Genomic DNA, 15,884 nt, shown 5'->3' on the forward strand with positions numbered 1-15,884 from the left:
ACCTTAAATAGCAGACCAAATGAGCAGAATAATTGCCGATAAACTACATGCTGTTAAAAGCAGATGTGTCACTAAACGGGCTTTAATGGTCAGGAACAGAATATAACCAGCCAACGATAATAAAATAATGATGATTGCACTGATATCAATTAACCAATGCCAAGCTGTTCCAACGTTTTTCCCACGATGTAAATCATTCAATAGTGAAACAGGAGTAGCTGGTTTTTGTGTAATTTCAACATCACCATTATCGAGTAGCACCCACAAGTCGGTTGAACCTGCAGGGCTTTCGAGACGAATCATGACCTCACCGTCTAGTACTTCACTACTTTGATAACGACCAATCAAAGGTTGTTTCGAACGAACGTATTCCACAATACTTTGGCTTGGATTCTCTTGTGTTTGAAGAGATGCAACCAAGGTTGGTGGTAAAGTGAGTGTGGTGGTCTGCTCTGCATTTTTTGATTTGAACCAATCAGGATTATTGAGGAATAAACCTGTGGCAGCAAAGAAGATCAAAACGATAAAGGCAAAGGCAGAAAGCCAACCATGCACATAACGTGCATGGCGGTAAAAATCACGGCGTTGATACAAGGGACTAGCCTCATAGATGGAGTGATGCTAAAGCTTAAGCACCACGTTGGAAATTCAATTTAACTGTACCAATTTCTGCTTGAGCAGGCAGCGTTTGTGTTGCAGCTTTTGGTGTGACATTCAACTCAATGGTTTGATAAGAATGATCACCATGCTCACGCGAGGTTTCAATATGGATAATATATTTACCTGCACTCACCATTTTACCTGCTTCGTCTTTACCATCCCAAGCCAACTTATATTGTCCTGGTTGACGTGAAGGTTTTGCAACAGCATCTAGGTTTGGCATTTGACGACCATATCGACGCCACCAAACATAGTTAGAGTTAACCCACTTCTCATCTTTACCCCAAACAGCTAAGGTACGCACAATCTTTTTATCACCATCCGTTACCCAAACCGAGACATAAGGCGCACGGTAGTTATCTACTGCGATCTTTGGAATATTCACTTCTAACTGAGCTTGATAGCCTTTTGGCCAAGCTGTTGCTGTACCAGTTGCAGCGACATGATGCATTGTTTTAGGTTGATTGGCATCTAATAATGATGACCATCCTGAACTTTGATAACGTGTGCCATCAGTTGCAATCAGTTGAGCCTCATAACCAACGAGTTGTTCAATCAGTTGCATCCCCTCATGCGCAGGCATTGCAGTTAATGCGGTTGCTAATGCATCTGAATCAGCAGCACACTGCCCAACCACAACACATTGTTCAACGTTCTGAATCGGTTGTCCTGTATGTGGATTTAACAAATGTGATTGATCTGCGAATCCACGATAGCCTTGACCACTAAAAGCTACAGCTTGATCTTTAAGGTTAAGTACTTGAGTTGGTGCAACATTATCAAAACGTTCATTCGGGTCTTGTACACCAACTTTCCAACCTGCTTGTTGAGGTGATTGCCCCCAAACACGCATATCACCGCCAATATCAATCAGAATCCCTTGTAAATGTGGCACAGCTTGTTTTGCTGCCAACAAAGCACGGTCAATCACATAACCTTTGGCGTAAGCATCAGGCGCAATTTTAACTGCTGAAGGTGTTTTAATTTGTTTGATTTCAGGATTCAGTTCAATACTTTGCGTTTGTAACTGACTCAGCAATGATTCTTGGGTATTGTCATCCAAGCGTTGGACTTGATTGCTTTGTTCCCACAACTGAATCAACTGCCCCAAACGCGCATCAAAACCACCACACGTTGCGCTACGCCATTGCTCACAAGCAGCAACAACCTCATAAAGCTCAGATGAAGCAGAAATTTGGTGTTCACGATTTAATTGGCTGATTTCACTATCATCACGCCAAACTGAAAGAATCTGATCAAGTCGAGCAATTTCTTTCTGAATTGCTTGTAATGCTTTTTCTGCATCTTGTTGCTGAGATGTGGTTACGACAACATCTAAAGATGTACCTAGCACATGATCTTGATGAAAACGATAACTTGGTGATTGAGCCGACTCGGATAACTGTTGTATTGCATTTTCACTGAGACTTTGCTCATTGGCTTGAGTCGCCGTGATTGGTGACATGAATACAGCCAACGCTGCCATCAACGAGGATAAACGAAAGATTATCTGTACTGGACGCGAAAGTTGTTGAGTTGATGACATACTAGGGTTCCATTCTCCAAGATTTACCTAAAACTTAATGACCAATAAATTTCAAGCAATACTCTTCACTTTATCTTAATGCTCATCTTCTTCAGCTCAATTTCGGCATAACAATAGATTATATTTTTAAATAAAATCAACAGTATTAATCCAAATTAGGCTTCACATAAACGAGGTAAATAATTTTTTAATGACTGACTAAGTTTCTAAACACAGAGACTAAAAAATTATCGAAATAATATTGCAATTGATACTCGTTATCAAGTAGATTGTCACAAATCTTTTGCGTTTTTACTTATTTATCTTTTAAGGAATTTTTCATGCGTCATTTGGTTACGATTGCATTACTTTCAGCATTACCGACATTCAGTTTTGCCCATACGGCTAGCCCTTTTTTATTGCCAGAAGTATTTGATAGTAAGTCAGACAATGTTAGTTTCCAAAGTAGTATCACTGTAGAAAAATTCTTTGTTCCAAGCAGAAACTTTAAAACCAGTTATCAAGTCACAAGCCCAGAAGGTAAAAATGAATTCCTGAATGCAGCGGCAGAACTGAAAAAATTTAATATTGCTGAATTCAATTTGACCAATGAAGGAACGTATCGTATCCGAACCAAAGATGCTGTAGGTAATCCAACCAAATATGCTTTAGTGGATGGTCATTGGTTACGTGTGCGTCCAACACGCCCTGCAAATGCCGCACCTATGCAACCTCAAGCAAATGCTGAACAAAAAGCACCTCAGCAAGCAAACCAACCACCTCGTTTTGTTGCTGAAGACCAAGTTCCAGCCAATGCAAAAACAATACAAACCACCAATTATTATATTGCCGAAAGTTTTGTGACCAAAGGCAAACCAAGCCCAATTCCACAAGTTGAAAATAAAGGTTTTGAATTTAAATTTTTAACACACCCAAATGAATTATATGTTGGTGAATCACTTAAAGCACAAGTTTTAATGGATGGCAAAGCTGTTCCTAACTTAGAAGTTGATGTCTTTAAAGGTGCAAGTAGCTATCAGCCAAATGCAAAACGTGAACAACCACATGTGAAGACCAATGCTAAAGGCGAGATTGAAATTAAGTTTAATGAAGCTGGTATTTATTTAATTACAGCAGCTTATCCAGAAGCAAATAATGACAATAGCAAACAACCTGCGACTCAAACCTATACTTATAGCGTTACTGTAGAAGTGACTGAATAAATTCATCAGGCACTTACTTGCTGTAAGTGCCTTTCTTTCACCTTGTTATAAAATACAATTCATTTTGATCATAAAAATAGTATATTGTTTTAAAACTCGTTCTTAGCTTGTTTTATGACTTCAAAAAAAACCAGTGATGCAGGTATCTTTCTATGGATGGTTTATCAAACCATGCAAAAGATGAATCTAGATGCAGCAGCCATTTTTGCCAGTGTACATTTACCCGACCAAGCTCCTGATAAATTTGTCCGTCGTGATAATTCGACTCAACAACGTTTTTGGCGCGCAGCGGAGCAAATTAGTCAAGATCATGATATTGGTTTACATGTAGGTGCCAATATTCCGGCCTTTCGTGGACAGGTGATCGAATATCTTTTTCTCAGTAGCCCAACCTTCGGGGAAGGTCTAAAACGAACCATTCGCTATCAAGTCTTACTCACCAATGCCATATCATTTAAACTAGAAATAAATGATAAAAATATTGCCATCATTTCAGGATTAAACCATTCTGTTCGACATTATTTAGAATGTGCGATTGGAATTTTACTCAACTTTTTCAAATATATGAGTGAAAACACATTCACCCCAATTGAAATCGGTTTGCCTTATCAAGAAGGTGCAACACAAGAAGAATATTTTAAAACATGGGGTTGTCCTGTCAAACTCGGACAAACAGATGGTTATATTTGCTTTGATCAACAACTATTAAATATTCCCTCACCTGCATATGAACCTGAATTATTAAAAATCCACGAGCATCACGCAGAATCTCAACTTGAACTCCTTAATAAACATCAACTCATCGAGCAAATAGAAAGAATTCTAGCCAGCGGTTTACTAGAATCAGGTGAATTTGATCAAAACATAGTCGCACAACATTTGAATCGTAGTTCCCGCAGTCTAAGAGCTGATTTACAACTATTAAACACCACTTATGAAAAAGTCATCGCACAATATCGTGAACGTTTAGCACGTCGTTTATTGTCCCACACCCAAGAAAACATTGATCAAATTGTTTATCTTACAGGCTTCTCTGAACCATCTGCATTTTCTAGAGCATTTAAACGTTGGACTGGAGAAACACCGACTGCTTATCGACAAAGAAAACAAAAATAATTTGATTTGATAGGCAGATTAAAACTGTCAGCTCGGTCAAAACTTTTCATCGTGATTTTCTTAAAATCGGATGCATGTTTTACGAGGTCATCTCACATGATTGGTTTTCCAGCAGGTATCTTTGTTGCAAATGGTATGGAATGGTATTTTCATAAAGTCTGGTTACATGAATTTCCAAGCAAAAATAGAAACAGTCCATTTTTCACGCACATTGCTCACCACAAACGCGCACGCCTAAATAGCTTTCATGACGAAGGCTATGCAGAGTCAATGTTTAAAAATTCTGAAATGTATAATGAGAAATCAGCCCTCATTGGTCTAGCAGCAGCATCAACAATTTTCCTGCCCGTTGCGCCTTTTTTTACTGTTGGTTTGTATTATGGTATTTGGAATTATTGGAAAGTCCATGCCAAATCACATTTAGATCCTGAATATGCCAAGAAACGGATTCCGTGGCATTATGACCACCACATGACCAGCAACCAAAATGCCAACTGGTGTGTAACTAAACCTTGGTTTGACTATATTATGGGAACACGTGTTTTAACTGATCTATCACATACCGAAACAAATCCTTTAGCTATGAAAATGCCATTGTGGTTAGAAAAAAGAGTTAATCGTGCTGCTCGTCGCCTATTACCTAAAGCTTATGCAAAGATTGATGCGAATACGCAGTTGGATCAGCACAATTTGCATCAAGGGGTTGAGGTTGCTCTGTAAAATCAAAAAAAAGCCTAATCATATTTGATTAGGCTGTAAAAATTATTAATTCGGAAGCTTTTAAACACAATAATTAATCGATATTATTCTGCTACAAAATAACCCTAGTAGAAAACCAACAATGTTAAATATTAATTCGAGTGTTGCTGTCTTAACTGCATCATTAATACTATCTGCTTGTGGTAGTGATAATCATCAATCTAAAGAAAATAATTCGACTAGCTCTACACCATTCACTACTGAGTTTAAAAGTAATTTAACTTTACAAAAAGATTCAGACCCTATCATTCAGATTTCAGGAAGACGTAGCAATCAAAATGATGATGTAAATGCTTATTCGGTTACACATCGCTTTTATCGTGGCAGCTCATCCATCATTTTAATTTATAATTTTGATAAAAGTGATATAAATAAAACTTTACACATTAATTATGATCCTATTTTAAAGAAAGTATTGAGTGTTTCTATTGGAAAAACTTACCTAACCAAACTTAATATTAATTCATCAAACAACAACTCCCTCGCTTGTTCAGATTCTATTCTTTTTGAAGCGTGCAAGAATATCAATGTGAAATTTGATGAAAAAACTGGTAATAGCGAAATTAATTTTGAAAATCTAAAACTATCAAATACACCAACTATAACCATAACTCCAGTGAATACTTTGGATAGCGTTCAATTGCCACCAATAAATAAAAGTTATACTTATTTAACAGGTAAAATATCAGGTTCATTATCTATTCCAGCTCAAACATTTGAAAATATTAGAAAAACAAGCCAAATTAATATGTCTGTAAACCAAAAATCAATTTCTCCTATAGATGCTATTTATGATCCAGAAACAAAAGAGATTTTATTCAGTTCCTATGCAGATAATTGGATTGATTCAGGTTTAAAACCAACCAACTTTACGACTTCAATTGAAAATACGATTACGAAATATGCTTTAGTTGAAGCTGAGACCTTACATGGCTTTTCAGGTGCTTGTATGTCTTTTGTCGTGAGCACCCGGATTAAAGATGTTGCATCAATTCAAGCCAGTGACAATACCAATGATATTAGCCTAAAATTCAATCAATCTATTTATCAAGATAATACCATTCCTCCTCTATTTCCAAATATTCCAATTCAGCAAACGTGTGCAACCACATTTATACAATTGGATGGCGTAGTTAAAGTCAACAAGCCACTGACCCAACTCCAAATTACACCAACATTTAAAAATGGGGAAAATAGAACCGTTGTCCAACCTGCATTATATTTTGATGTCATCAACCATAACCAACAAAGGTTTGGAAATAATACGATTCAGATAGAACTTAAAAACAACAAGATCGAGAAGATAAATTTTAAAGACTTCTTAATAGGCGTTGATTCAAGTACGGGTTTATTAAAACGTTTTGAATATAACTTTACTTGTGATGCCGCTCAATCTTGTCAAGGTATAAGCTACAGCCCAAAAGACAATCAACTTAAATTTAGCAATACGGCTTTATTCTATAAGGGTGAACATCCTGAATTAAATAAAAATATTCACATCAATGGCATATTTGATTTTGCTGGACGTTAATTTAGATTTATAAAATCTAAGCTAAAAACCGAGCAAATATCCGCTCGGTTTTTTATTTGATTAATGTGAACCCGTTTTAGACAATAAGTTCAAGATCAGTACACCACTCATAATCAAGGCAATACCAACAATCCCCCAAACATCCAACTTTTGATCAAATACAAACCATGCCACGGTGGTAATTAGGACAATCCCGACACCTGACCAAACCGCATAAGCAATACCAACTGGAATTGTTTTCAATGTGAGAGATAAACAATAAAATGCAATCATATAACCGAGTACAACAACAATAGATGCTATCGGCTTAGTAAATCCCTCACTACTTTTTAAGGCTGAAGTAGCAATCACTTCCGCAATGATTGCGATAAATAAAAAGAGCCAATTCTTCATGTTACCTCCTATAAAAACATACTCTAATCGCTAAAATTAGACGGGGCAAAAAAATACCCTCTTATCATAAGAGGGTATTTTTTAATGCAGAACATTAATCACAAAAAATTACGCTGATTTCTTCGCCATATTATTTTTACGGATGGTAATCATCAGTAATTGTACCGCCGCAGGAGTGACACCCGGAATACGGTTTGCTTGCGCCAAAGTTTCAGGACGAACTGTTTTTAACTTCAAGGTGATTTCACGTGACAAACCTGAGATACCATCATATTCAAAATCAGCGGGAATTCTGGTCTCTTCAAGACGCTTTAACTGTGCAACATCTTCATGCTGACGATGAATATAACCTTCGTATTTCACCGCAATTTCAATTTGCTCGCCCACTTGCTCTGAAACTTCCGAACCTGTTAATTCAGCAATTTGACTAAAGTTGATATTTGGACGTTTCAACAAATCAATGGCACTACATTCTTTGCTTAAATCAGCACCCGTCATTTCAACGAATTTTTTACCCATTGGGTTATTTGGTGCTGCCCATAAATGTTGTAAACGAGATGTTTCACGCTCAACCGCTTCCATTTTTTCGCTATAGGCAGCCCAACGCTCATCATCAACCAAACCGAGTTCACGACCAATAGATGTTAAACGTTGATCAGCATTATCTTCACGCAACATCAAACGATATTCCGCACGTGAAGTAAACATACGGTAAGGTTCTTTAGTACCCAGCGTGATCAGATCATCAACCAATACGCCCATGTAAGCTTGATCACGTTTTGGTGTCCACTCTTCTTGTTCCCAAGCACGGCGTGCAGCATTTAAGCCTGCAAGTAAACCTTGCGCACCCGCTTCTTCATAACCTGTCGTACCGTTGATTTGACCCGCAAAGTACAAGTTCTGAATGGCTTTGGTTTCAAGTGAGAATTTTAATGCTTGTGGATTGAAATAATCATATTCAATCGCATAACCAGGACGCAAAATATGCGCATTTTCCATGCCACGAATCGAGCGAACCAAATTGAACTGCACGTCAAACGGTAATGATGTTGAAATCCCGTTTGGATAAAGTTCATGCGTATCCAAGCCTTCAGGCTCTAAGAAAACCTGATGCGAATCTTTATCAGCAAAACGGTGAATCTTATCTTCGATTGATGGGCAATAACGTGGCCCCACACCTTCGATCACCCCTGTATACATGGGTGAACGATCTAAACCACCACGAATAATCTCATGAGTTTTTTCACTCGTATGTGTGATATAGCAATTCACTTGTTCAGGATGCATCGATGCATCCCCCATAAATGACATTACTGGAGATGGAAAATCTCCAGGTTGTGGTGTCATCACAGAGAAATCAACCGTACGCGCATCAATACGTGGCGGCGTCCCTGTTTTCAAACGTCCAACCGGAAGATTTAACTCACGTAAACGATGTGCCAAGGCGATTGATGGCGGATCACCTGCACGACCACCACTAGAATTCTGTAAACCAATATGAATCACACCACCCAAGAATGTACCTGTGGTTAGCACAACTGTTTTCGTGTCAAAACGAATACCCATTTGGGTCACAACGCCTTTAACAGTATCGCCTTCTACAATGAGATCATCTGCCGCTTGTTGGAAAATATCCAAGTTGGCTTGGTTTTCTAAGGTATGACGAATTGCAGCTTTAAAACGTACACGGTCAGCTTGCGCACGCGTTGCACGAACCGCAGCACCTTTACGAGAGTTTAAAATACGGAATTGAATACCACCTTTATCCGCAGCAAGTGCCATTGCACCACCCAGCGCATCAATCTCACGAACAAGATGTGATTTACCAATACCACCGATTGCAGGGTTACAGCTCATCTGGCCCAAAGTTTCAATATTATGCGTCAACAATAATGTTTGTCTTCCCATACGTGCCGCAGCAAGTGCCGCTTCCGTACCAGCGTGACCGCCACCAATTACGATAACGTCGTAAACTTTAGGATAGTGCATAGTGGTAATGTATATTTAAAAAATGACAGAGTATTATACAGGAGTTTTGCATTAAATTGACAAAAATGGGCTATATTCTTGCAAATTCCAAGACACTGATTTGCCTACAAAACATACAAAAAGAAACCTTCTGTTGCATTTGTCTTCTACGATTAACACAGTGCCACACAATTATTAACTTGATCACCACTGCTTTATTTAAGCAATTTTTTATTCTAAATAGTGCACAACATACTTTAGGAAAATGACATGAACAAAAAGCTTTTAATTTCATCATTTCTTTGTAGTCTATGTTTCACCCTCGCAGCACAAACCCATGCTAAGTCCAACCTTGATGCGCAGACTCAAAAATTTCAACAAATTTGTAAAAGTAAAAAACAAGGTGACATGGTTTCCTTTGCCTATAAAGGTGTGGTTTTTAATGGCACATGCGAACCCAATCAAACAGGGAAATTAACATTCCAACCACCAATGCCAGCAACTAATGCAACACCTGAAACTCAAAGCAAAATTTCAGAAACTCAATCCGCACCACGACCAATAAGTTCGCCAGACACACCGTAAATTTGAAGCCAATAACATCCTCATCAATATTTAAATGATAAAAGAATGTGACACAAACGCATTCTTTTATCCTAATTTGATACAGCAAACACACTAAATTCAAAAAAATATCTTAAAATTGTAATCTCCTTATTTTATAATCCCTTTAGACAAGCTGAATCTATTACAATAACCTCAAATACATTTACTTAGGTTTTCCTGTGAACTGGCTACAAATCCATATTACCGTTGATCAAGATCAAGTTGAGCTTACTGAAACACTCCTTCTCTCTCTAGGCGCGGTGAGTGTTACTTTGGATGATGCAGAAGATCAAGCTTTACTTGAACCATTACCAGGTGAAACGCCACTTTGGAATAAAGTTATTGTTACAGGAATCTATCAACAAGAAGAAGATGATCCAATTGATGTTGATACGTTAGAAGCTTTTCTAAAAGTACAACTTCCTGATGTTCCTATACGCCATGAGTATTTAGAGAATCAAGTATGGGAACGCGCGTGGATGGATTATTATGAACCCATCCAAATTGGTGAGAAATACTGGATTGTACCTGAATGGTTAGAACCACCTGAAGCAGATGCAACTAATATTAAACTTGATCCAGGTCTTGCTTTTGGTACGGGAAATCACGCAAGTACGTTCCTATGCTTACAATGGTTAGGCAAAACTGACGTTAAAGATAAAATCGTCATTGACTACGGCTGTGGTTCGGGCATTTTAGGCGTTGCGGCTTTACTACTTGGTGCTAAAAAAGTCTATGCAACTGATATCGACCCACAAGCTGTATTGGCAACCAAACAAAATGCAGAATTAAATGGTGTACTTGATCGTCTTTATGTAGGATTACCAGAAGAGTTCAATCAAGCATTTAATCAACAAGCAGACGTACTTGTTGCAAATATTTTAGCAGCCCCATTAATGGCGCTTGCGCCTGAATTCTCAACTTTATTGAAAAATGAGGGTGAGTTTGCACTTGCTGGTGTAATTGAAGAGCAAGTTGCTGATGTTTCTGGTGTTTATTCTGAGTTTTTTGATATATTAGAAATCGAAAAACGTGAAGAAAACTGGTGTCGCATCTCAGGAAAACGTAAAACAACAATTTGAGAATATTGTTCCTTATGAGTGAAAAACAAACCCGCTGCCCTAAATGTTCCACTGTGTACAAAGTAACCCTTTCACAACTTAGTGTTGCACAGGGTATGGTTTGTTGCCCTAAATGCGTGATTAATTTTAATGCATTAACCAATCTCTTAGAGTCTGAAACGGATGATACGATACTAACACCAACCAATCGGTCATTATTTTCGTCAATCCAACCCGATAGTTCGTTTGCTGAGAAGCAAATGCAAATTTTAAGTATTTTTGACCAAAAAATTGAAAACTCAAATATTGATTTACTGACATATTTAAATAATTTGAATTATTTCAATACCGAACCCGTTACGGCATTGCCTAATTTGAATCTATCAGAAGACAATGTGTTGATTGACCATGAACAAAACCACAAACAACACGGTTGGCTTTACTATACGCTTTGGGGGGTAGGCAATATTGCATTAATCCTCGTATTTGCTTTTCAGATCTTATGGTTCAATCCAAAATTGATGCACGCAAGCCCAGCATTAAATCGCATTTTCAATTTTACCTGTGAAATAGTTACATGCAAAATGGAAAACGAACAATATAAGTCTTTAAGTTTTGAAAAAATAAAAGTGAAACGTGTTGGTAAAGATGAAACAAGTTTCTCAGGGGTACTAATCAATCACCACAAAGACAGTCTCATTATTCCTTCTATTAAAGTTGTTTTAAAAGAGCATGGTAAGATCACGACCGATATTACACTTAAGCCACAAGACTATTTAGTCGACAGTCTAAAAACCATTCAACGTATTCCAAGCAATAGCCCTTTTCGATTTCAATTTACGATCCCAAAAAGCAAAAATAGCTTTGATGACTATAGTTTAGAAATTGTACAGCCCTAAAAGCATAAAAAAGTGACAAAAAAATTAAAAAAAGTGCAGTTAATTTGCTCATTTTTTCACAGACAGTGGTATGATACGCGCCACGAATGCTTAACCCACATACTCCTCGTTATTTATAAACAATAAAATCGTTAAACGAACTGTGCTTCTATCATATAAGCGCATTGTTGGTTTTTTTGTTTTTAAAACTAGGCTGTAACAAATCTTTAACGATTGTTGCGCTTATTTTTTACACAATTCGAGGATTTGTGGCAAGCTAATAGTTCCTTTGTTTTAGAGTCACTGTTTTAGGATCTAAAACAGGACTCGTTAATTTAGACCACATTTATATATCACTTTACCCAAGTGGTATTTTTGATTTTTCGGATTAATACGCATGAATAGCAAATCTCCTATTTTTACGGCTCAATCTGATGTCGCTCTTCGCATCCATGTAGATCGCGCAGTTCGTCATTATTTTGCACAATTGCAAGGTGAGCAACCATCTCAAGTTTATGACATGGTTTTAGCAGAAATGGAGAAACCTCTTTTATCTGTGGTCTTAGAATATACTCGTGGCAATCAAACACGCGCTGCTGAGATTTTAGGCCTTAACCGTGGAACTTTACGTAAAAAGTTAAAAGCTCACGGTTTAATGAGTGAATAATTGATAAAATGCTCACGTTCTCGTGGGCATTTTTTTTGCCTTAGTTTTAATCTGTAAACTTCAAACTGTTGACCAAAATCATGACTATCAAACGTGCTTTAATCTCTGTTTCCGACAAGACTGGAATCGTTGAATTTGCTCAAAACCTTGCAGCGCTAGGTGTAGAAATTTTATCTACGGGCGGTACATATAAGTTGCTTAAAGACAACAATATCGCTGTAGTAGAAGTTTCTGAACATACAGGTTTTCCTGAAATGATGGATGGTCGTGTTAAGACACTACATCCAAAAATTCATGGCGGTATCTTGGCACGTCGTGGTCTAGACGAAGCTGTAATGCAAGAACACAACATCGATGCAATTGATTTAGTTGTGGTCAATCTTTATCCATTTGCTGCAACAGTCGCTAAACCGAACTGCTCACTTGCTGATGCAATCGAGAACATTGACATCGGCGGACCAACCATGGTTCGTGCGGCAGCGAAAAACCATGCTTCAGTGGGTATTATTGTGAATGCTTCTGACTATGATGTAGTCGTTGCTGAATTAAAAGAGAATGGTGCGCTTTGTTACGAAACTCGTTTCGATTTAGCGGTGAAAGCATTTGAACACACAGCACAATACGATGGCATGATTGCATCTTATTTAGGTGCGCGTGTTGGAAAAGCTGAAGGTGAAGCAGACTTATTCGCTCGCACTTTCAACACCCAACTCAATAAAGCTCAAGATTTACGTTATGGTGAAAACCCTCACCAAAATGCTGCTTTCTATGTTGAAGAAAATGCAAAAGAAGCTTCTGTTTCAACTGCAAAACAGTTACAAGGTAAAGAATTATCTTATAACAATATTGCCGACACAGATGCAGCACTTGAATGTGTTAAATCATTTGCAAAACCTGCTTGTGTCATCGTTAAACATGCAAATCCATGTGGCGTTGCGGTTTCATTAGATGGTATTCAAGCAGCTTATGATCTTGCTTATGCAACTGATCCTGAATCTGCATTTGGTGGCATCATTGCATTTAACCGTGAGTTAGATGTTGCAACTGCACAAGCAATTGTAGATCGCCAATTTGTTGAAGTTATTATTGCACCAAGTATTGCTGATGGCGTACTTGAAGTCACAGGCGCGAAGAAGAATGTACGCGTGTTAGTATGTGGCGAACTTCCTGCGATTGATGCTCGTGCTGCACAACTTGACTATAAACGTGTGAATGGCGGTTTATTGGTTCAAGACCAAGACTTGGGTATGATCACTAAAGATGACCTTAAAGTTGTAACTAAACGTGCGCCAACTGAACAAGAAATTGATGATCTTATCTTTGCTTGGAAAGTTGCAAAATACGTGAAATCAAATGCGATTGTTTATGCTAAAAATCGTCAAACCATTGGTGTTGGCGCAGGTCAAATGAGCCGTGTCAACTCTGCTCGTATTGCTGCGATCAAAGCTGAGCATGCTGGTTTAGTGGTTGAAGGTGCAGTAATGGCATCTGATGCATTCTTCCCATTCCGTGATGGTATTGATAATGCGGCTAAAGCTGGCATTAAATGTATTATCCAACCAGGTGGTTCTATGCGTGATGAAGAAACAATTGCAGCTGCTGATGAAGCTGGTATTGCAATGGTGTTCACGGGTATGCGTCACTTCCGTCACTAAATAATTAGAGTCTCTAGCACAAATTTTCCTAAATCCCCCTTTATAAAAGGGGGACTTACTTTTTATCTAAACTAAAAAAGCATGTTCCCCTCTTTCTCAAAGAGGGGTTTGGGAGAGATTCAGAGGGGACTTTTTTATTCTGAACAGGTATATTCTTAAATACGGAAAAAGGAAATAACTTAATAATGAATATTTTAGTTTTGGGTAGCGGTGGCCGTGAACATGCACTTGCATGGAAAATCGCACAAGATACAAAAGTAACGCAAGTTTTTGTTGCACCAGGTAATGCGGGCACAGCAACTGAAGACAAATGTCAAAACATTGACCTCGATATTTTAGACAATCCAGCCATTATTGAATTTGCAAAAGCAAATGATGTGGCATTGGTGATCGTTGGCCCTGAAGCACCATTAGTCAATGGTGTGGTTAATGCCGCACGTGAAGCAGGTTTAAAAATCTGGGGACCGACTCAGTACGCTGCGCAGCTTGAAGGCTCGAAAGCATTTGCTAAACATTTTTTAAAACGTCATAACATTCCAACAGCATTTTATGATGTATTTACTGAAGTTGACGCTGCGAAAGCTTATATTCAACAGCATGGTGCACCAATCGTGATTAAAGCGGATGGTTTAGCTGCAGGTAAAGGTGTGATCGTTGCAATGACCAACGAAGAAGCTTTTGCTGCAATTGACGATATGCTTGCAGGCAACAAGTTTGGTGATGCAGGTTCACGTGTTGTGGTTGAACAGTTCCTTGCTGGTGAAGAAGCAAGCTTCATTTGCATGATCGACGGCAACAACATCTTACCAATGGCGACCTCACAAGATCATAAACGTATTTTTGAAGGTGACCAAGGTCCAAATACTGGTGGTATGGGTGCGTACTCTCCTGCTCCAGTTGTTACAGCAGAAGTATTTGAACGTGTCATGAATGAAGTCATGCGCCCAACTGTTGATGGTATGGCAGCAGATGGTCATGTCTACACAGGTTTCTTATATGCTGGTTTGATGATTGATGAACAAGGTCAACCACGCGTTATTGAGTTCAACTGTCGTTTTGGTGATCCAGAAACACAACCGATTATGATGCGCTTAAAATCATCTTTGGTTGATTTGGTTGAAGCTGGTATTGCTGGTAATTTACCAAGCGAAGCTGAATGGGATGAGCGTAAATCAATCGGTATCGTTCTCGCTGCTGAAGGCTATCCAGATACAGTACGCAAAGGCGATGTGATTTCTGGCATCGGACAATCTCCTGAAGATACTAAGATCTTCCATGCGGGTACAGCAACCACTGAAGATGGTCATATCATCACAGCTGGCGGTCGTGTTCTTTGTGTAACAGCACTCGGTGATACTGTACTTGAAGCACAAATCAATGCTTTAGAAGTATGTGGTCAAGTGACATTTACAGGTATGCAATATCGTAGCGATATTGGTTACCGTGCGATTGCACGTGAACAAGCTGAATAAGCCTTTTTATGATGAAAGGAAGCCTTCTTTGGAAGGCTTCTTTATTCACTAAAAGTGCATAAAACAGGTATCTATATTCATTATTAAAATAACAAATTCAGAAAAATATATATTGATTATGAAATAAACCATTCAAATTCATATTCAGAAAAATCCATAAAACTATCATCCATTTATATTTACTTAGCACATAATTTTTCTTAAACAATCATGCTGTTATGCCTTAGAGCGTCTAGTATACCCTCTATAAAAAAGTCTAAATTATTGTTATGATTGGTAAATTAATAGATGATTTCTTATGTTTAATTAATATTCTTTTTGATCATTTTCAAATATTTAGAATATTAATAGAAAACTTAAAAATTTCATC

At 38.1% G+C, this 15,884-nt stretch carries 14 protein-coding genes; 10 read left to right on the forward strand and 4 right to left on the reverse strand.

The annotated features are described in order from the left end of the window. Positions 1-3: 3 nt before the first annotated feature. Positions 4-594, reverse strand: coding sequence for a PepSY-associated TM helix domain-containing protein (locus tag C502_RS0109520; RefSeq protein WP_018678598.1), 591 nt, complete (start codon positions 592-594; stop codon positions 4-6). Positions 595-628: 34 nt separating this feature from the next. Further along, positions 629-2,206, reverse strand: coding sequence for a DUF2271 domain-containing protein (locus C502_RS0109525; protein WP_018678599.1), 1,578 nt, complete (start codon positions 2,204-2,206; stop codon positions 629-631). 320 nt (positions 2,207-2,526) lie between these two features. On the opposite strand from C502_RS0109525, the gene C502_RS0109530 reads away from it, so the two are divergent. The 4 genes from C502_RS0109530 (at position 2,527) to C502_RS0109545 (ending at position 6,814) form a co-directional block, all read left to right on the forward strand. Continuing rightward, positions 2,527-3,408: a DUF4198 domain-containing protein gene (locus C502_RS0109530; protein ID WP_018678600.1), complete on the forward strand. Its 882-nt coding sequence runs from the start codon at positions 2,527-2,529 to the stop codon at positions 3,406-3,408. A 114-nt stretch (positions 3,409-3,522) separates the two neighbouring features. After that, positions 3,523-4,524: an AraC family transcriptional regulator gene (locus C502_RS0109535; RefSeq protein ID WP_018678601.1), complete on the forward strand. Its 1,002-nt coding sequence runs from the start codon at positions 3,523-3,525 to the stop codon at positions 4,522-4,524. Between the two features lie 96 nt (positions 4,525-4,620). Beyond that, positions 4,621-5,244 carry a sterol desaturase family protein gene (locus tag C502_RS0109540; RefSeq protein ID WP_018678602.1) on the forward strand — a complete coding sequence of 208 codons (624 nt, stop codon included), beginning with the start codon at positions 4,621-4,623 and terminating at the stop codon, positions 5,242-5,244. 121 nt (positions 5,245-5,365) lie between these two features. Then, on the forward strand, positions 5,366-6,814 hold the full coding sequence (locus C502_RS0109545) for a hypothetical protein (protein ID WP_018678603.1): 1,449 nt from the start codon (positions 5,366-5,368) through the stop codon (positions 6,812-6,814). Between the two features lie 60 nt (positions 6,815-6,874). On the opposite strand, the gene C502_RS0109550 is transcribed toward C502_RS0109545, so the two are convergent. Both C502_RS0109550 and mnmG read right to left on the reverse strand, forming a co-directional pair. Next, positions 6,875-7,207 (reverse strand): DMT family transporter, encoded by a 333-nt coding sequence (locus C502_RS0109550; RefSeq protein ID WP_018678604.1) that lies wholly within the window; start codon positions 7,205-7,207, stop codon positions 6,875-6,877. 108 nt (positions 7,208-7,315) lie between these two features. Next, positions 7,316-9,196, reverse strand: coding sequence for a tRNA uridine-5-carboxymethylaminomethyl(34) synthesis enzyme MnmG (gene mnmG, locus C502_RS0109555; protein ID WP_018678605.1), 1,881 nt, complete (start codon positions 9,194-9,196; stop codon positions 7,316-7,318). Positions 9,197-9,445: 249 nt separating this feature from the next. Between mnmG and C502_RS18260 the strand changes: the two genes are divergently transcribed. From C502_RS18260 to purD, 6 genes are all read left to right on the forward strand, one after another. Continuing rightward, positions 9,446-9,760 carry a hypothetical protein gene (locus tag C502_RS18260; RefSeq protein WP_018678606.1) on the forward strand — a complete coding sequence of 105 codons (315 nt, stop codon included), beginning with the start codon at positions 9,446-9,448 and terminating at the stop codon, positions 9,758-9,760. Positions 9,761-9,960: 200 nt separating this feature from the next. After that, positions 9,961-10,863, forward strand: coding sequence for a 50S ribosomal protein L11 methyltransferase (prmA, locus tag C502_RS0109565; RefSeq protein WP_018678607.1), 903 nt, complete (start codon positions 9,961-9,963; stop codon positions 10,861-10,863). 14 nt (positions 10,864-10,877) lie between these two features. Further along, positions 10,878-11,741: a DUF3426 domain-containing protein gene (locus tag C502_RS0109570; protein WP_018678608.1), complete on the forward strand. Its 864-nt coding sequence runs from the start codon at positions 10,878-10,880 to the stop codon at positions 11,739-11,741. Between the two features lie 376 nt (positions 11,742-12,117). Next, on the forward strand, positions 12,118-12,387 hold the full coding sequence (gene fis, locus C502_RS0109575) for a DNA-binding transcriptional regulator Fis (protein ID WP_001086304.1): 270 nt from the start codon (positions 12,118-12,120) through the stop codon (positions 12,385-12,387). An 80-nt stretch (positions 12,388-12,467) separates the two neighbouring features. After that, positions 12,468-14,042 (forward strand): bifunctional phosphoribosylaminoimidazolecarboxamide formyltransferase/IMP cyclohydrolase, encoded by a 1,575-nt coding sequence (purH, locus tag C502_RS0109580; RefSeq protein ID WP_018678609.1) that lies wholly within the window; start codon positions 12,468-12,470, stop codon positions 14,040-14,042. 185 nt (positions 14,043-14,227) lie between these two features. Next, positions 14,228-15,514, forward strand: a complete 1,287-nt coding sequence (gene purD / locus C502_RS0109585; protein ID WP_018678610.1) for a phosphoribosylamine--glycine ligase — start codon at positions 14,228-14,230, stop codon at positions 15,512-15,514. The last annotated feature ends 370 nt before the right edge of the window (positions 15,515-15,884 follow it).

The sequence above is a fragment of the Acinetobacter tjernbergiae DSM 14971 = CIP 107465 genome (assembly GCF_000374425.1).
In the GTDB taxonomy this organism is placed as follows: Bacteria; Pseudomonadota; Gammaproteobacteria; order Pseudomonadales; family Moraxellaceae; genus Acinetobacter; species Acinetobacter tjernbergiae.